This window comes from Mesorhizobium sp. P2_D6 (genome assembly GCF_056404315.1).
This window is the reverse complement of sequence record NZ_JBFUEG010000019.1, coordinates 13,805-30,494: the sequence shown is the minus strand read 5'-3', so window position 1 is coordinate 30,494 and position 16,690 is coordinate 13,805. Positions and strand designations below refer to the sequence as shown.

Sequence of the window (16,690 nt, the reverse complement as noted above, 5' to 3'; positions counted from 1 at the left end):
CATTGCCTGCAGAAGCGGGGCGACTTCGCACGCCAGAGGCGTTCTGTTGCACAATAGACGCTGTCGGGCGGGCGCGGGTAACCATGCCGGAGAATCTAGCTCCCCCCATAATTGACACGGACTGTAAATCCCCTTTAACCTTTCGTTAACAACAAGGGCGAACGGGGACAATGACTTCCTCAGCGATGGCACGGACGCTGCGCTTGTGTGCGGCAACAGGGCTGGCGGTTTTGGGATGCTGGGCGGCGCCGGCTTCGGCGGGCGGCGCCATGGCGACCGGCGGCATGACCTCGCAGCCGATCGGCCATTATGATTTCTGCAAGTCCAATCCGGGAGAATGCTCGATCCGGCCAAGCAATCTCAACCCGGCTGCGATGACCGACGCCTTCATGCGCAAGCTGATCAGCGTGACATCCAGGGTCAACGCCACCGTCAAGCCGATGAGCGATTACGACATTTACGGCAAGGACGAAGTCTGGGCCTATCCCGACAAGGGCGTCGGCGATTGCGAGGACTATGTGCTGGAGAAGCGCCGCCAGCTCTCCCGCTCGGGCGTGTCGCTGGCCGATCTCCTGATCACCGTCGTGCGCAAGCCGGACGGCGAAGGGCATGCGGTGCTGACGGTGCGCACCGACAAGGGCGACTACGTCCTCGACAATCTCACCGACAAGGTGAAGATCTGGGACGCCACCGGCTACCGCTTCCTCAAGCGGCAGGCGATCGACAACACCGGCCGCTGGGTCTCGATCCGCGGTGGCCAGCAGGTGCTGGTCGGCGCGGTCCAGTAAATACGTCTTGAAGCACGCTACGGCGAATAGCTTCGTGGTGGTGGTAGCTATCACCAAATAGCCTTAGGTCAGCGCTGTCCCTCATTGCCCCTGCCGGGCATTTCTCCCCGTATAGTGACGGGGAGAAAGAACGCTGTCATCGATGATTTCGCCAATTATAAACGCTGCAGTAGGCGCTGTCGCCGCAGCTTATCTCCCTTCTCCCCGTCACTATACGGGGAGAAGGTGCCGGCAGGCGGATGAGGGGCAGCGCCAGCGCGCGCCCGAACCGCCTCCAAAAAAAATTTCACAGTCACCATGAACCAAACCGTCTCCGCCGGCGACACACAGCCGTAACCAGAACCCAACCAAGGAGACTTCAAATGACTGCTTTTCTGCGTAACACCTTCCTTGCCGCCGTCGCGGTGTCGTCCCTGGCCGGGTCGGCCTTGGCCGATCAGACCATCACCTGCTCCGACACCAAGAGTAACGACTGGTGGGCTGGCCGTTGCTGCAGCGCCGGCACTGCAGATTGCCTTGGCCACGAGGGCCATGGCCGCGACCATCACGACAATGGCGGCCGGGGTAGCACCGCCGGCAAGAAGTGATGCAACGTCTCGCCGGCGATCGCCTATCCAGTTTGTCCAAGCGCCGCCCGGATCGAGGCGGTGATGCGGCGAAGCTCGGCTTCGTCCAGCTTCTCGATGTTCTCGGCCAGCAGATTGGCAAGTTCCGTCGCGGCTGGGCAGAGCCCCGACGTATCGAGTTTTACGCGCGGGTGCGAGGCCTCGGCCAGCCGCGCCAGCTCCTCGGCATCGTCCCAGATAACGTTGAAATAGCCGATGATCTTCTGGATCAACGTCCAGGTCGGCGCACCACGGCGGCCATGTTCCAGTGCCGACAGATAGGCGGCGGAAACACCGATCGCCTGCGCCATGTCTTTCTGGCGAACGCCGCGCTCGGCTCGAAGCGCCCGCAGTTTTTCGCCGAATGGCGTCATCGGACCCACCCCATCAGCGCAGCCGCCTGAGCCGCACATAGAGCGCGCCCGAACCGCCATGGTTGCGGGCGGCGTGGTCATGGCTGGAGACCAGCGGCCGGAAAGCGGGTGTCGACAGCCAGGCAGGCACGGCGCGGCGCAAGACGCCGTCGCCGCCCGACGACGACCCTTTTCCCGTAATGATCAGGACATAGCGGATGCCGCCGGCATGGGCCCGGTGCAGGAACGAAAACAGCAGCGAATAGGCCTCGTCCTGCGTCATGCCGTGCAAATCGACGCGGCCCTCGATCGGCAACCGGCCTTTCTTCAGCTTGTCCAGCGTCGGCTCGTCCAGCGCATGCGAAACATGTTGCGCCTTCGGCTTGGCGGCGACGACCGGGCCGACGGCCGACGGCGTCTGTGCCGGCTTCGGGTCGACGACGATGTCGGGAATGTCGACCGCCATCCTGCCCTTCAATGGCCGCGCCGTGCGCGCCACCAGGTTCCACAACACCCGGTCGTCTTCACTGAGCTTGTCGGGACGTCGGCTCATCGATTCGTCCCCGAAACGAGAGCTCTTGGAACCAGCGCATAGAAGTCTGCCTCGTTGCGCACGACCCCGGCGATTTCGCCGGCGGCGTCGCCGGAACCTGCAAAGAGATCGCCGCGCGCGGGCCCGGTGATGGCCGAACCGGTGTCCTGGGCGATCATCAGCCGCCGGAACGGCTTTTTGTCGAATGCTGTCAGCGTCGGCGCGTCGATGTAAAAGGGCGTGCCGAATGTGTGCAGCAGCCGGTCGATGGCAAGCGAACGGCCCGGTGTCAGCGGCACCTTGGCGGCGGCGATCGGACCGAGTGCTGCATCATCGACATCCGCTTCTCGAAAGAAGATGTAGGAGCGGTTCTGCCAGAGGATCTCGTCGATGCGGTCGGGATGCGCCCTGAACCAGGCACGGATCGACTGCATGGTCACTTTTTCGAGCGGGATCTCGCCGAGATCGGCGAGGATCTTGCCTGGCCCCGTAAAACGCTGGCCGGATTTGGCGGCATAGGTGACGCGGCAGAGCCGGCCGTCGGTCATCTTCAGTCTGGCGGCGCCCTGCACATGGATGAAGAACGCATCGACTTTTTCTGCAAGCCAGGCGATTTCCAGGCCTTTGCCGGCCAGCGCGCCGCGCTCGATCTGGCTGCGGTCGAAATACTCTACCGGCCCCTGCGGCGTCTCACGGGCGAAGACCAGATTCTCGTCCATGCCCTCGCGACGGTTGGCGCCGTCGATGTCGACGAGATCGGCCGGCCGCGCCAAAAGCGGCACCGTGAATTGATCGGTGCGCACCGGCGAGGCCTCGACCTCCGGCTCGTAGAAGCCGGTGACCAGACCCGCACTTTCAGCCTGAACCTTGGCTGGAACGAAATGACGCTCGAAGAAACCCTTGGCCGCCGACCGATTCGCCGGCGAAACGGAACGCGCCTCGTCATAGGCGCCGGCGAAGGCGTCGAACCGGACACCGAGCGAACCGGTGCGATAAGGCTTGGTCAGGACATGAAAGGCCGAACGGCGGAAGGCTTCGAAGGCGGCAAGGTGATCGTCCGCAGCCCAGCCGGGAAGATCACCAAAGGATTTCTCGACGAAAAGGGACGATAGCGACACCGTGGCCCCGCCAATGTCCGGGATTCAGTCTTCTTCCTCGGTGGCGACCAGCTTCCAGTTCGGATCGCGCGAACGTGTGTCGCGGGCAAAGGTCCAGACATCCTTGACCTCGGCCACCGTCTCGGGATCGCCATCGATGACAGCACCCGCCTTGTCGCGGGTCGCCGAAATCAGCTCGCTGACGATGCGCAGCGTGATATGGGCCTCGCCACCCTTCATCTCGGCCGAGACGATGTCGGCCTTGTCGATGCCGACGAAGGAGGACTGGATCTTTTCGGCTTTCGCCTCGCGGTCGCCTATTGCGGCGACGAAACCGTCAAATACCTCACGCGACAAAAGGTTCTTCAGCGTTTTGCGGTCGCCATCGGCATAGGCCATGACGATCATCTCATAGGCCATCTTGGCGCCGTCGACGAAACCCTTCGGGTCGAAGGACGGATCATTATCCTTGATCGTGCGCAGGCCTTTGTTCAGATCGGTGTCGGGCTTGGCGAAAGCGTCGATGGCCGCATAGGTCTCGGCAGCCGTCTCGCCCGGCAGGCGCTTGCGCGGCAGTGAAACCACATTTTCGGGCTTTTGGGTCGCGTCCTTGTCGTTGCGGCTGGCCGTGTAAGGATCGAAGGGCGGGCGTTCGCTGCCCGTGCGGCGGCCGAGCACGTTGCGCAGCTGGAAAAAGATCACCACTGCGGCAATCAGAAAGAAAATGGTGCCGAAGTCGAAGAATCCCATATCTTTCGCCAATCAATCCCTGACCTGGCCGGGACCGCCGGCCAATCCGGGCCGCGGTCGCATAGCGTTCAACATGCAAAGCATATAGAACGCATGGCGCAATCATTCAAATCAAAGGCAGGCATACCTATCTAACGGCCTCAGTGCCAGCGGCGATTGTACGCCGCCCGGCAAAACATGGAAACGATCGGTCAAGACTTGCGCATTTCCTTCCTCCCCTTGTTCCTGCTTGCTCTGCCGCTGCTGGAAATTGCCGGTTTCGTCATTGTCGGCCGCGAGGTCGGGGCGCTGGCGACGGTCGGCCTGGTGCTGGCTTCCAGCCTTGCCGGCGTGCTTCTGCTCAGGCACCAGGGTTTTGGCGTCATGGCGCGGGTGCGCGCCGAGATGGCCGGCGGCGGCGACCCCAGCCGCCAGCTCGCGCATGGCGCCATGATCGTGGTCGCAGCGATCCTTTTGATCATTCCCGGCTTCATCACCGACATTATCGGCCTGCTTCTGTTCCTGCCGCCGGTGCGTGACCTTGCCTGGAGCAGGCTCAAGGGCCGCATCGTCGTCGCTACCGATTTCACCACCGGTGGTTTCCGCGGCAGGTCGCGCGACAAGGTCATCGATCTCGACGACGGCGACTATTCGCGCGAGGACGATTTCAAGCGCGGCCCCGACCACAATTCGCCGTGGCGGCGTTTGAAAGACGACTGAGATCGTTCCGTCTTGATCCGTCCGGTCACAAGGCGGCAAACCTTGTCTTGTCATGCCGACCATGCTAGCCAACGCCCGATTTCAATTCGGTCAGCGCTGCTGCCCAGGCAAAAGGATCAAGGCTCATGGCCAGCAAAGATGACGCGCCGGTCGGCGCCGCCAACGGCAACAACGGCGAAACGGCGCAGCCGTCGCTCAACGTGCTCGCCCAGTATGTGAAGGACCTGTCCTTCGAAAGCCCCGGCGCGCCGAACTCGCTGCGCGGCCGCGACAAGGCCCCCGGCATCGCCATCAACGTCAATGTCAACGCCAACCCGCTCTCCGACAAGCAGTTCGACGTCAATCTGACGTTGAACGCCAAGGCCTCCTTCGACCAGGAAGTGCTGTTCAACGTCGAGCTGGTCTATGGCGGCGTCTTCGCTATCTCAGGCTTCCCGCAGGAACACATGCTGCCGATCCTGTTCATCGAATGCCCGCGGCTCCTGTTCCCCTTCGCCCGCCAGATCATCGCCGAAGCCACCCGCAATGGCGGCTTCCCGCCGCTGATGCTCGACCCGATCGATTTCGCTCAGATGTTCCAGCAGAAGCTGGCCGAGGACCAGGCGGCCTCGAAGGTCAAGGTGAGCTGAGAAGGCTCTACGCTAGTGTTTGAAAAGCCCGGCCTTGTGCCGGGCTTTTTGTTGGAGACGTCGGTGGGACAGCACGCTCTGGTTTAGCTGAAGCCCTCGGCTAACCTCAGGAGTTTCACCCCACAGCCACCTTCAGCCACAGCGCCTTTTCGCCGAGTGTCGCAACCAGGCCCGCATGCGCTGCGCGCTCGCCCTCGGTCAGTCGTGGCGGCAGGGCGATCGGCCGGGCGGCGATCGAGATGTCGATGTCGGCGACGTCACCGTTGCTATTGACCTGCACCGCCACCGTTTCGAGGATGAGCGCCGCCTGCTTGCCGCCGATGAGCTCGATGTAGACTTCGGCCAGCAGTTCGGAATCGAGCAGCGCGCCGTGCTTGGTGCGGTGGCCGTTGTCGATGCCGTAGCGGCGGCAGAGCGCATCGAGCGAATTGGGACCCATCGGGTGCTTGCGTCGCGCCAGCGCCAGCGTGTCGACGACGCGCCCCGTATCGATGACCGGCTGGCCGAGCCGGCCGAACTCGGTGTTGAGGAAGCCGATATCGAAATTGGCGTTGTGGGCGACGAGCTTGGCGCCGTCGGTAAAGGACAGCCATTCCTCGGCGATTTCGGCAAAGGTCGGCTTGCCGACCAGGTCGGCGGCGCTGATGCCGTGCACGGCCTGCGCCTCGTGATGAACGGCGCGCCCTTGCGGGTTGATGAATTTGTGGAAAGTGCGCCCGGTCGGGAAGCGATTGACCAGTTCGACCCCGCCAAGCTCGATGATGCGGTCGTCGCGCATGTCGAGGCCGGTGGTTTCGGTATCGAAGATGATCTCACGCATAGAATCAGCTCACTCCTAAGTGAGCAGAATCATACAGTGGAACAAAATGGCAATGGGCAATGCCGACAGCCTGCCGTCAGGATGCCGACCGACCGGACTTATCCCCCGGGAGTTCAGTGCCCCAAGAGTTCAGCGCCCAGCCAGTTCGGCAATGATGGCGTCGACTGCGGCGCGGGCAGCGTCCATGCCTTCACCGGTGTCGATGATGAAATCAGCCAGCCGGCGTTTTTCGGCGTCGGGCACCTGCTTGGCCAGGATCGCCGCCAGCTTTTCCTCGCTCATGCCAGGCCGCGCCAGCACGCGGGCGCGCTGAACCTCCGCCGGCGCGGTGACGACGACGACCTTGTCGACGCGGTTGCGGCCGCCGGTTTCGAACAGCAGCGGAATGTCGAGCACGATCAGCGGCGCGCCGGCGGCGCGGTGTCTTGCCAGAAAGGCATCGGCGTCGGCGCGGACCAGCGGGTGGATGATTGTCTCCAATGTCTTCAGCGCGGCGGCGTCACCCAGCACCCGCGCGCCTAATTTCGCACGGTCTACGACGCCGGACACGGTGGTGCCGGGAAAGGCTGCTTCGACCAAGGGCGCGGCCTTGCCGGAATAAAGCCGGTGCACGGTCTCATCGGAATCATGCACTGGCACGCCGGCGTCGGCGAACATCTTCGCCGTCGTCGACTTGCCCATGCCGATCGATCCGGTGAGGCCGAGCACGATCATCATTTGGCAACGATATCGGCGACGATCATCTGCCTGAGTTCGGCAGTGACCTCGGGCTTCTTGCCGAACCAGCGCTCGAACCCGGGCACGGCCTGGTGCAGCAGCATGCCGAGCCCGTCGACCGTCTTCAGATTGTGCGCACGCGCGGCGGCCAGCAACGGGGTTTCCAGCGGCACATAGACAATGTCGGAAACGATGGCATGGCCGGGCAGCCCGGCGGGATCGGCGGCGAGCGTGGCATCGCCACGCATGCCGAGCGCCGTGGTGTTGACGAGCAGGCCGGCATCGCCGAGCAAATCGCCCACCCTGCCGTGCGCCGAAACACCGGCGCCGAAGCGGTCAGCCAGTTCCTGCGCCCGCGCCAAAGTACGGTTGACGATGCGGATATCCCTGATGCCGCGTGCTTTCAGTGCGTGGATGATCGCGCGCGACGCGCCGCCGGCGCCGAGCACCACGGCCGGACCGTTCCTGTCCCAACCCGGAGTATACTCGTCGAGATTGCCGGCAAAGCCGATCCAGTCCGAATTGCCGCCCCACAGCAGGCCGTCTTCCAGCCACAGCATATTGACGGCGCCGATCATCTCCGCCGCTTCATCGCGGCGCTCGACCCGGGCGAAGGCAACCTCCTTGTGCGGGATGGTGACGTTGCCGCCCTGGTAGCCGTTGGCCTGCAGCGAGGAGAGGAATGCGGGAAAATCGGCCGGCGCGACATCGATGGCGCGGTAGCTGCCGTCGATGCCGTATGTCTTCAGCCAGTAGCCGTGAATCTTCGGCGAACGCGAATGCGCGATCGGGTGGCCGGTGACGAAAGCTTTTCTCTCAACCATCGATGGCTCCGAGCGCGCGCAATTGCTTGAGCACCGGCAAGAGCGGCAGGCCGACAATGGTGAAATAGTCGCCTTCGATCTTTTCGAACAGCTGGATGCCTTCGCCCTCGATCTGGTAGGCGCCGACGCTTGAGAGCGCCTTGGCGCCGACGCGGGCCAAATGCCGGCCGATGAAAGCAGGATCGAGCTTGCGCATGGTCAGGCTGGCTATGCCGGCATGGCGCCACAGCACCTTGCCGTTGCGGCACAGCACCACGGCGCTGTTCAGTTGATGGGTCTTACCGGACAGCGCCAAAAGATGGCGGCGGGCGCCTTCCATGTCGGCCGGCTTGTGGAACACTTCATCTCCCAGTGACAAAGTCTGGTCGCAGCCGAGCACCAGCGCCGCCGGTCTGCGCTCGCTGACTTCGGTGGCCTTGGCCTCGGCGAGGATCAGGGCGACATCTTCCGGCGACACGCCGCTATCCTGCAACGGCGCCTCGAGCGCGCGCTCGTCGACCTCGGCCGGGACGGCTTCAATGTCGAGCCCGGCGTTGACCAGCATGGCCTTTCGGAATGGACTGCCGGAAGCGAGGATGATTTTTTCGGTCATGTTTCACTCGGACGCAGGAGCGGTTCGATTTTAGTCTGCGACGTGGACGCCGCCCCTCATTGTCCTGCCGGACATTTCTCCCCGTATAGTGACGGGGAGAAAGGGGCAGCGTCAGTTTCGGCGCCATTTCCTGCAACGCCGGCGATTGGCGAAGCGATCGACGACAGCGGCCCTCTCCCCGTCACTATACGGGGAGAGGATGCCGGCAGGCAGGTGAGGGGCAGCGCCGAACCTCCGCTAAGACGAGCGGCAAAGTCATCTCCGCTCAATTACCTATTCTTCCCCCGCAGGGCAACAATGGCCGCTGCCGTCTCTTCGATCGAGCGGCGGCTGACGTCGATCATCGGCCAGTTGTGCCTTGTGCAGATCTGGCGGGCATAGGCGAGCTCTTCGGTGATCAGCGCGCGATCGACATAGTCGGTCGCTTCGTAAGTGCTGCTGTTGCCGAGGATGCGGTTCTGGCGGACATGCGAGATGCGTTCGGCGGTGGCGATCAGGCCGACGATCAGCGGCTTGCTGGCAGCGACCAGGCTTTCCGGCACCGGCACGCCGAGAACGATTGGGATGTTGGCGGTCTTGATGCCGCGGTTGGCGAGATAGATGCTGGTCGGCGTCTTCGATGTCCTGGAAATGCCGATCAGAACGATGTCGGCATCGTCCATATTGGCCGGCAGCTGGCCGTCATCATGCTCCATGGTGAAGTTGAGCGCATCGATGCGGCGGAAATAGTCGGCGTCGAGCACATGCTGGGCGCCGACGCGGCGGCCGGCCGGGGTGCCGAGATAGGACTGGAAGACGGTCAGCACCGGCTCCAGCACCGAGACGCAGGGCAGGCCCATCGCAGCACAACGCTCGTCAATGCCGCGCGCGAGCTTCTGGTCGACGACGGTGTAGAGGATGATGCCCGGTTCCTCCTCAATGTCCTCGAACACTTTCGCCACCTGCTTCTCGGTGCGGATGAGCGGATAGATATGCTCAATGGCGCGCGCATCCTTGTATTGCGCCGAGGCTGCCCGGCCGGCCGCCAGCAGCGTTTCGCCGGTGGCGTCGGAAATCAGGTGCAGGTGGAAGAAGCTCTGGGGTTTGTTCACAGGGGGCACCTGGGGGCTGTGGGCTGGTGTGGATAAACAGGGACCGGAAAGGCGACCGGCTGGAGGCGACTGTATCAGAAGGCAGGTTGTCCACAATTCGACGCGCTGTCGGCTTCGTCGGGCGGTTGGGGACAAATCTGGGGACGGGGATTCTTGCCAGCGCTTCGTCCACAGAGCCCGTTTTGCACGGCTGGCGTCAAGCCCTTGACTCCAGTGATGGAATCCCGGTCATCCACACTCTCCGCCAATCCCAGGGAAGAAGCACGCGACAATATGCTGGCTAGCCTTTTCCAGGGCGAAGCGGGACAGGTGACAACCACCACAACCAACAGACTCTTAGAATCAGAAGATTCTAGAAATAGACTATTTAATTATAGAGAAGGCAGGGGAAGAGAGCGCTCAATGCCCGAGAACCGCATCATGCTGGACGTGCTGAGAGGCAAGGCAGCGTTTCCGCCGCCGCTCTGGATGATGCGTCAGGCCGGGCGTTATCTGCCGGAATATCGCGAGACCAGAAAGCGTGCCGGATCGTTCCTCGATCTCTGCTACAATCCAGACCTCGCCGTTGAAGTGACGCTACAGCCGATCGAACGCTTCGGCTTCGATGCCTCGATCCTGTTCTCGGATATCTTGGTCGTGCCGCATGCGCTGGGCCGCGATGTGCGCTTTGAAGAAGGCCGCGGACCGCTGCTGACGCCGATCACGGCGACTGAGATTTTGGCTCTCAACAGCGAAACGTTTCACGTGAATCTCTCGCCCGTCTACGAGACGGTTCGCCGGCTGCGGGCGAAACTGCCTGACGAGACGACGCTGATCGGCTTCTGTGGCGCGCCGTGGACGGTGGCGACTTACATGATTGCCGGCCACGGCACGCCCGACCAGGCGCCGGCCCGGCTGTTTGCCTATCGCGAGCCGGAAGCCTTTAAGCAACTCCTGAAAGTGCTGGCCGATCACTCAGCCGCCTATCTCATCCGCCAGATCGAGGCCGGTGCCGATGTGGTGCAGATCTTCGATTCCTGGTCCGGCGTGCTCGACGATGCGTCTTTCGACCTGTTCTGCGTGCAGCCCGTGGCGGAGATTGTCAGGCAGGTTCGTGCCGTTAATCCCGATGTTCCGATCATTGGTTTTCCCAAAGGTGCTGGCGCCCGCTACCAGACCTATCGTGAGAAGACCGGTGTGACGGGTCTGGGGATCGACTGGACCGTGCCCCTGGCAGCAGCGAAGACATTGCAGCACTCCGGGGCGGTCCAGGGCAATCTCGATCCCTTGCGGCTCGTGGCTGGCGGCAAAGCCCTGTCGGACGGCGTCGATGCGATCCTGAAGACGTTGGGCGACGGACCGCTGATCTTCAATCTCGGCCACGGGATCACGCCGGAGACACCGGTGGCGCATGTCGAGGCAATGGTGAAGCAGGTGCGGAGCGCGTCATGACCATGATGGGCAAAAGCCCTGCCGAAGGCGGCGCCGGCGCCATGCGTCGTGCGGCGATCGCCATTGCCGTGTTCCTGGTGTTGGCAGGATTGCTGTTCCTGTTCGGCCCCGACGATTTCTATCCCTGGGCGAAGGCGATCCACGTCATCGCCGTCATCTCGTGGATGGCGGGCATGCTCTATCTGCCGCGGCTGCTGGTCTATCATGCCGATGCCGAGAAAGGCTCGGTGCAGTCGGAAACCTTCAAGGTGATGGAGCGCCGGCTGCTGCGCGGCATCATCAATCCGGCCATGGTCATCACCTGGGTGTTTGGTCTGTGGCTCGCCTGGAAAGGCTTTGGTTTCCATGGCGGCTGGCTGCACGCCAAGATCGGCCTGGTGGTTCTGATGTCCGGCGTGCACGGCTATCTGGCCGGTGCGGTGAGGAAATTTGCCGAGGATCGCAACGAAAAACCGGCAAGGCACTGGCGGATCGTCAACGAGATCCCCACATTGCTGATGATCGTCATCGTCGTGCTGGTCATCGTCAAGCCGTTCTGAGGCTTCCCGCATCGACCTGAAAACCAGAAGTTGGTTTTCTGAAAAGCATGATGCCGAGCCTGGAAGGTCCTCCGCAAAAGGCGGCTTGCTCTTTCAACCGACCGACGATACAAGACGGGTCTTCCTTCCCGTCATGCGCCGCCCATTTCGCTTTCCGGCCGCGCCCGGCATTTGTCGCATCCAGCCGATATTTCCCTCAAAAAGCCTACTCAGAGTCCGTCTATGCAAGAAATGAAACTCGCAGAGTTCAAGAACAAGAAACCGCCAGAGCTGATCGCTTATGCCGAATCGCTCGAGGTGGAAAACGCCAGCGTCATGCGCAAGCAGGAGCTGATGTTTGCCATCCTGAAGAAACTGGCCGCCCAGGAAATCGAGATCATCGGTGATGGCGTGGTCGAGGTGCTGCAGGACGGTTTCGGTTTCCTGCGCTCCGCCAACGCCAACTACCTGCCGGGTCCCGACGATATCTACATCTCGCCCTCGCAGATCCGCCGCTTTTCGCTGAAGACCGGCGATACAGTCGAAGGGCCGATCCGCAGCCCGAAAGAGGGCGAGCGCTATTTCGCGCTGCTCAAGGTCAACACCATCAATTTCGACGATCCCGAAAAGATCCGCCACAAGATCCACTTCGACAATCTGACGCCGCTCTATCCGACCAAGCGACTGAAGATGGAGATCGACAATCCGACCTCGAAGGACATCTCGCCGCGCGTCATCGACTTGGTGGCGCCGATCGGCAAGGGACAGCGCGCACTGATCAACGCGCAGCCGCGCACCGGTAAAACCGTGCTGATGCAGAACATCGCCCACTCGATCACGGCCAACCATCCGGAATGCTATCTGATCGTGCTTCTGATCGACGAGCGGCCGGAAGAAGTGACCGACATGCAGCGCTCGGTGAAGGGCGAGGTCATCTCGTCTACCTTCGATGAGCCGGCGGTGCGTCACGTCCAGGTCGCCGAAATGGTCATCGAGAAGGCCAAGCGCCTGGTCGAGCATGGCCGCGACGTCGTCATCCTGCTCGATTCCATCACCCGCCTCGGCCGCGCCTACAACACCGTTGTGCCGTCATCCGGCAAGGTGCTGACCGGCGGTGTCGACGCCAATGCACTGCAGCGGCCGAAGCGCTTCTTCGGTGCGGCGCGCAACATCGAGGAAGGCGGCTCGCTGACCATCATTGCCACCGCGCTGATCGACACCGGCAGCCGTATGGACGAAGTCATCTTCGAAGAGTTCAAGGGCACCGGCAACTGCGAAATCCAGCTCGACCGCAAGGTCGCGGACAAGCGCATCTATCCGGCCATGGACATTCTGAAGTCCGGCACCCGCAAGGAAGACCTGCTGGTCTCCAAGCAGGATCTGCAGAAGATCTTCGTGCTGCGCCGCATCCTGGCGCCGATGGGAACCACCGACGCGATCGAGTTCCTCATCGACAAGCTGAAGCAGACCAAGACCAATGCGGATTTCTTCGACTCGATGAATACGTAGGGAGCTTACCCTCCCCCTTGTGGGGAGGGTCGATCCGCGAAGCGGAGCGGGGTGGGGGTCTGCGCGACGGTAGCGCTTTACGAGCACCCCCACCCCGTCTCACGATCTTCGCTTCGCTGCGATCATGAGCCGACCCTCCCCACAAGGGGAAGGGTAAGAGGCGCTACCGCCGCAACAACTGCTCCAACTCTTCAGCACTCGTCACCACCGGCAAACACACCTGTCCTGTGCACAGCCAGGCGCCCGGTCTATCGGTCGGCGGCAAGACACCACCCGGCAAAGTCGGTCGATTCGTCTCCGTTCCGATTGCCACAACGATATCGACTCGACGCGGGTCAGGATTCCGATTCGCAACCGGAACGAGGCTTGGGCTCTCTGGGGTATCGACCAATACGAGCTTCAGCGGTTCAAGCGCCAGGGCACAGGCGTTAACGATTCCGGCCTGGCCATAGGACTGCTGCCCTGCCCGGCCCATGGCGTGTTCAGCGACCCGCCACGCTTTGTCCTGCAGATCGAGATCGCCGGTAACCGAGGCCAGCCGCACCAGGGCTTCGATGATCTGGCTGGTGGCCGAAGAAATCGCCTCGTCGACATCGCCGCGGATGCGGATCGGCACATCGGTGCTGTCGGACGCCGTCAGGTAGTAACCGGTCCCGTCGCTGTCCCGGTGCCAGCGATCCAGCTGGTCGATGAACTGCCTCGCCCGATCGACATAGCTCGAATTGCCTGTCGCTTCGAACAGCGCGATCGCCGCATTGGTCATCGCGGCATAGTCGCTGGACAGTGCGGGGAACAGTTTTTTGGCGCCGAGCATGGAGTGAGGCAGGCGGCCGTCCTGGCTGGCTTGGGCAATGTTATCGAATGCCTTTGCGGCCGCGTCGATCCAGTCGCGCCGGTCCAGCGAGCGGCCGGCTTCGGCGAGCGCGGCAATCATCAGGCCATTCCAGTCGGTCAGCGCCTTGCCGTCCCTGCCCGGCCGGATGCGCTGCTCCCGCGCAGCCAACAACCTTGCCTTCAACGGGATGAGCAGCTCCCGGTCAGGCACACTCTGGCTTTGTTGCGCGCCCGTCTGATGGACAATCGGTTTGCCCTCCCAGCCATGTGGTGCGGAGAGCGTGAAGTACTTGAAAAACAAGGCTGAATCGTCGCCGACCACGGTTTCGAGCTCATCCTTGCTCCAGGTATAGAAAAGCCCCTCCTCGCCGTCGCTGTCGGCATCGAGGCTGGCGGCGAAGGCGCCGCCGTCTACGCGCATTTCGCGCAGCAGCCAGGCGACCGTGTCTTCGATTCGTATCCGGAACAAATCGGTGCCGGTCGCGGCATAGGCCCAGTTGCACAGGCGGATCAGCTGCGCATTGTCGTAGAGCATCTTCTCGAAATGCGGCACCAGCCACTCGGCATCGGTGGAATAGCGGCTCAGCCCGCCGCCGACATGATCGTAAATGCCGCCGGCCAGCATCTTTTCCAGGCTGATGAGAACGGCGTCGCGATGCGATAGGACGCCGTCGCGCAGCCAGGACAGCCACAGCGTGTGCATGAACGGCGCGTTGGGAAACTTCGGCGCGCCGCTTAAGCCGCCGAGATCGCGGTCGATCATGCCGTCGATGCGGCCGGCGAGATCGCTGAGCGTCGCTTTGTCGAGCAGGGCCTTGGCGTGAACGCCGGCCAGGCGCGCCTCGACGTGGCCGGTCAGGCCGTCGGCGCTCTGGTCCAGGCTTTGCCGCTTCTCGCGCCAGGCCTTGTCGACCGCTTCCATCACCTGGATGAAGCCCGGACGGCCATAACGCGACTCGCGCGGGAAATAAGTGCCGCCCCAGAACGGCTTGCCGTCCGGGTTGAGGAACATTGTCAGCGGCCAGCCGCCCTGCTCGCCCATCGACGACAGAGCGGCCATATAGATCTGGTCGATGTCCGGCCGCTCCTCGCGATCGACCTTGATATTGACGAACAGCCGGTTCATGACGGCGGCGACTTGGTCGTTTTCGAAACTTTCATGCGCCATGACATGGCACCAGTGGCAGGCGGCGTAGCCGATCGAGAGCAGGATTGGCCGCTGCAAAGCCTTGGCTTCGGCCAGTGCCGCGGGCGACCAGGCCCGCCAATGCACGGGATTGCCGCTGTGCTGCTGCAGATAGGGGCTGGCTTCTTCGGCAAGCAGGTTTTGCGCAGGCAAGGTCACGGGCGGGCTTGGCTCGGTTTGGCGGTGTCGGGATGGGTTTCAAGCTAGGGCGATTGGCTAGAGCGGGCAAATGATTTCAGACGATTCGATAGTTGCGCTGTCCAGCGGTCGCCTCCCCGCCGGCATCGCTGTCATTCGCATTTCCGGGCCGAAGGCTCGATTCGTTGTCGAAACGATTGCCGGCGGCATTGTTAAGGACCGTGTTGCCACCCTGCGCAAGCTCCGGGCGGACGACGGATCGCTTATCGACAACGGCCTGGTGCTGTTCTTTCCTGGGCCGGCCAGTTTTACCGGCGAAGATGTCGCCGAATTCCACGTCCATGGCGGCCGCGCCGTCGCCGGCAGGATGCTGGAGACGATCGCCGGCTTTGACGGTGTGCGTCATGCCGAGCCGGGCGAATTCACGCGCCGTGCCTTTCTCAACGGCAAGTTCGATCTGGTCGAGACCGAGGCGCTCGCCGACCTGGTCAACGCCGAAACCGAAGCGCAGCGCCGCTTTGCGGTGCTGAATGCCGAGGGCGCGCAAAGCGCGCTCTATCTCGGATGGCGCCGGCGGCTAATTCATGCACGGGCAATGATTGAGGCCGAGATCGACTTCTCTGACGAGGAGGACGTCCCCGGGTCCGTTTCGGATACGGTCTGGTCGGATGTCCGGGCGATGATTGATGAGATCAGCCGCCATATCGACGGGTTCCATGCCGCGGAAATCATTCGCGACGGTTTCGAGGTCGTCATCCTCGGCGCGCCGAATGCCGGTAAGTCCAGTCTGTTCAACGCGCTGGCCCGGCGCGAGGCAGCGATCGTCACCGATGAACCGGGCACGACGCGGGATTTGCTTGAGGTGGTGCTGGACCTCAACGGCGTGCGGGTAAGGGTAACTGACACGGCTGGCCTGCGCGAAGCGCCGGGCAAGGTCGAAGCCATCGGCATCGAGAAGGCACGCGCCAAGGCGCAGGCGGCTGATCTCGTGTTGCTGCTGGAGGATCTGACTAACCCTGTGGCTGTTGGAGCGACGCCGGTCAACGTCCCAGTTCTGAAGATTGGCACTAAGGTTGATCTGCTGAAAGGTGACCCTACGGCTGGTGCCTATGACGCGACGATCTCGACCGTGGATGGGACGGGACTGGCTGAACTGCTGGCTGACATCGGCGGTCGCGCCGCCGCCGCGATCGGCGATGCCGGCGACATCCTGCCGTCACGGTTGCGGCATGTGGAGTTGCTCAGCGAGACCAGGCGCTTTCTGACCTCGGCCTTGTCGGGGCAAGAGCACGGCCCGGAACTGCGGGCGGAAGAGCTACGCCTTGCCGCGGACCGACTAGGTCGCATCGTCGGTGCGGTGGATGTCGAGGATTTGCTCGACGTGATTTTTTCTCAGTTCTGCATTGGGAAGTGACTCACGTGAAACAGTGCGGCTCTGCGCATGGGTGATTCACGTGAAACGTGGCTGCCGGGTCGTTTCACGTGAAACAAGCACTCACCCTCCCCGGAAGTAAGCGCCGCCCCTCATTGTCCTGCCGGACATTTCTCCCCGTATAAGGACGGGAGAAAGATGATGT

The 16,690-nt window shown here is 62.6% G+C and carries 18 protein-coding genes; 8 read left to right on the top strand and 10 right to left on the bottom strand.

Annotated features, from left to right (window positions below):
• Positions 1 to 170 precede the first annotated feature (170 nt).
• Together AC1D1L_RS28015 and AC1D1L_RS28010 are read left to right on the top strand one after the other, a co-directional pair.
• Positions 171 to 788 carry a transglutaminase-like cysteine peptidase gene (locus AC1D1L_RS28015; RefSeq protein ID WP_192251892.1) on the top strand — a complete coding sequence of 206 codons (618 nt, stop codon included), beginning with the start codon at positions 171 to 173 and terminating at the stop codon, positions 786 to 788.
• A 362-nt stretch (positions 789 to 1,150) separates the two neighbouring features.
• The gene (locus AC1D1L_RS28010) at positions 1,151 to 1,375 is read left to right on the top strand and encodes a hypothetical protein (protein ID WP_477344487.1); all 225 of its coding nucleotides are present in this window, start codon (positions 1,151 to 1,153) and stop codon (positions 1,373 to 1,375) included.
• 23 nt (positions 1,376 to 1,398) lie between these two features.
• On the opposite strand, the gene AC1D1L_RS28005 is transcribed toward AC1D1L_RS28010, so the two are convergent.
• From AC1D1L_RS28005 to AC1D1L_RS27990, 4 genes are read right to left on the bottom strand one after another with little or no spacing between them, the layout of a single operon-like run.
• Positions 1,399 to 1,767, bottom strand: a complete 369-nt coding sequence (locus AC1D1L_RS28005) for a helix-turn-helix domain-containing protein (RefSeq protein ID WP_477344485.1) — start codon at positions 1,765 to 1,767, stop codon at positions 1,399 to 1,401.
• Between the two features lie 13 nt (positions 1,768 to 1,780).
• A complete protein-coding gene (locus AC1D1L_RS28000) occupies positions 1,781 to 2,299 on the bottom strand; it encodes a Smr/MutS family protein (protein WP_477344483.1) in 519 nt (172 codons plus the stop codon).
• The gene (mltA, locus tag AC1D1L_RS27995; protein WP_477344482.1) at positions 2,296 to 3,396 is read right to left on the bottom strand and encodes a murein transglycosylase A; all 1,101 of its coding nucleotides are present in this window, start codon (positions 3,394 to 3,396) and stop codon (positions 2,296 to 2,298) included. Before mltA ends, AC1D1L_RS28000 begins: the two co-directional genes overlap by 4 nt.
• 24 nt (positions 3,397 to 3,420) lie before the next feature.
• Positions 3,421 to 4,125, bottom strand: coding sequence for a Tim44/TimA family putative adaptor protein (locus tag AC1D1L_RS27990; protein WP_112560229.1), 705 nt, complete (start codon positions 4,123 to 4,125; stop codon positions 3,421 to 3,423).
• 198 nt (positions 4,126 to 4,323) lie between these two features.
• Here AC1D1L_RS27990 and AC1D1L_RS27985 point away from each other — a divergent pair, with 198 nt between their 5' ends.
• Together AC1D1L_RS27985 and secB are read left to right on the top strand one after the other, a co-directional pair.
• Entirely contained in the window at positions 4,324 to 4,824 is a 501-nt protein-coding gene (locus tag AC1D1L_RS27985) for an FxsA family protein (protein WP_112560247.1), read from the top strand.
• A 125-nt stretch (positions 4,825 to 4,949) separates the two neighbouring features.
• A complete protein-coding gene (gene secB / locus AC1D1L_RS27980) occupies positions 4,950 to 5,453 on the top strand; it encodes a protein-export chaperone SecB (protein ID WP_112393905.1) in 504 nt (167 codons plus the stop codon).
• 115 nt (positions 5,454 to 5,568) lie between these two features.
• Here secB and dnaQ read toward each other — a convergent pair whose 3' ends face one another.
• The 5 genes from dnaQ to AC1D1L_RS27955 all read right to left on the bottom strand — a co-directional run bounded on the left by dnaQ (position 5,569) and on the right by AC1D1L_RS27955 (position 9,497).
• Positions 5,569 to 6,273: a DNA polymerase III subunit epsilon gene (gene dnaQ / locus AC1D1L_RS27975; protein ID WP_477344481.1), complete on the bottom strand. Its 705-nt coding sequence runs from the start codon at positions 6,271 to 6,273 to the stop codon at positions 5,569 to 5,571.
• 129 nt (positions 6,274 to 6,402) lie between these two features.
• On the bottom strand, positions 6,403 to 6,987 hold the full coding sequence (gene coaE, locus AC1D1L_RS27970; RefSeq protein ID WP_477344561.1) for a dephospho-CoA kinase: 585 nt from the start codon (positions 6,985 to 6,987) through the stop codon (positions 6,403 to 6,405).
• A complete protein-coding gene (locus AC1D1L_RS27965; protein WP_477344480.1) occupies positions 6,987 to 7,814 on the bottom strand; it encodes a shikimate dehydrogenase in 828 nt (275 codons plus the stop codon). Before AC1D1L_RS27965 ends, coaE begins: the two co-directional genes overlap by 1 nt.
• Positions 7,807 to 8,406: a Maf-like protein gene (locus AC1D1L_RS27960; protein WP_477344479.1), complete on the bottom strand. Its 600-nt coding sequence runs from the start codon at positions 8,404 to 8,406 to the stop codon at positions 7,807 to 7,809. The genes AC1D1L_RS27965 and AC1D1L_RS27960 overlap by 8 nt, the downstream gene beginning before the upstream one ends.
• 269 nt (positions 8,407 to 8,675) lie before the next feature.
• Positions 8,676 to 9,497: a pyruvate, water dikinase regulatory protein gene (locus AC1D1L_RS27955; protein WP_436262178.1), complete on the bottom strand. Its 822-nt coding sequence runs from the start codon at positions 9,495 to 9,497 to the stop codon at positions 8,676 to 8,678.
• Positions 9,498 to 9,899: 402 nt separating this feature from the next.
• Between AC1D1L_RS27955 and hemE the strand changes: the two genes are divergently transcribed.
• The 3 genes from hemE (at position 9,900) to rho (ending at position 12,955) form a co-directional block, all read left to right on the top strand.
• Complete coding sequence (gene hemE / locus AC1D1L_RS27950; RefSeq protein WP_477344560.1) at positions 9,900 to 10,928, top strand: uroporphyrinogen decarboxylase; 1,029 nt, start codon at positions 9,900 to 9,902, stop codon at positions 10,926 to 10,928.
• Positions 10,925 to 11,467, top strand: a complete 543-nt coding sequence (gene hemJ, locus AC1D1L_RS27945) for a protoporphyrinogen oxidase HemJ (protein WP_477344478.1) — start codon at positions 10,925 to 10,927, stop codon at positions 11,465 to 11,467. The genes hemE and hemJ overlap by 4 nt, the downstream gene beginning before the upstream one ends.
• 222 nt (positions 11,468 to 11,689) lie before the next feature.
• Positions 11,690 to 12,955 (top strand): transcription termination factor Rho, encoded by a 1,266-nt coding sequence (gene rho, locus AC1D1L_RS27940; RefSeq protein WP_112560220.1) that lies wholly within the window; start codon positions 11,690 to 11,692, stop codon positions 12,953 to 12,955.
• A gap of 163 nt (positions 12,956 to 13,118) precedes the next feature.
• On the opposite strand, the gene AC1D1L_RS27935 is transcribed toward rho, so the two are convergent.
• On the bottom strand, positions 13,119 to 15,134 hold the full coding sequence (locus AC1D1L_RS27935) for a thioredoxin domain-containing protein (protein ID WP_477344477.1): 2,016 nt from the start codon (positions 15,132 to 15,134) through the stop codon (positions 13,119 to 13,121).
• A gap of 70 nt (positions 15,135 to 15,204) precedes the next feature.
• Between AC1D1L_RS27935 and mnmE the strand changes: the two genes are divergently transcribed.
• Complete coding sequence (mnmE, locus tag AC1D1L_RS27930) at positions 15,205 to 16,527, top strand: tRNA uridine-5-carboxymethylaminomethyl(34) synthesis GTPase MnmE (protein WP_477344476.1); 1,323 nt, start codon at positions 15,205 to 15,207, stop codon at positions 16,525 to 16,527.
• The last annotated feature ends 163 nt before the right edge of the window (positions 16,528 to 16,690 follow it).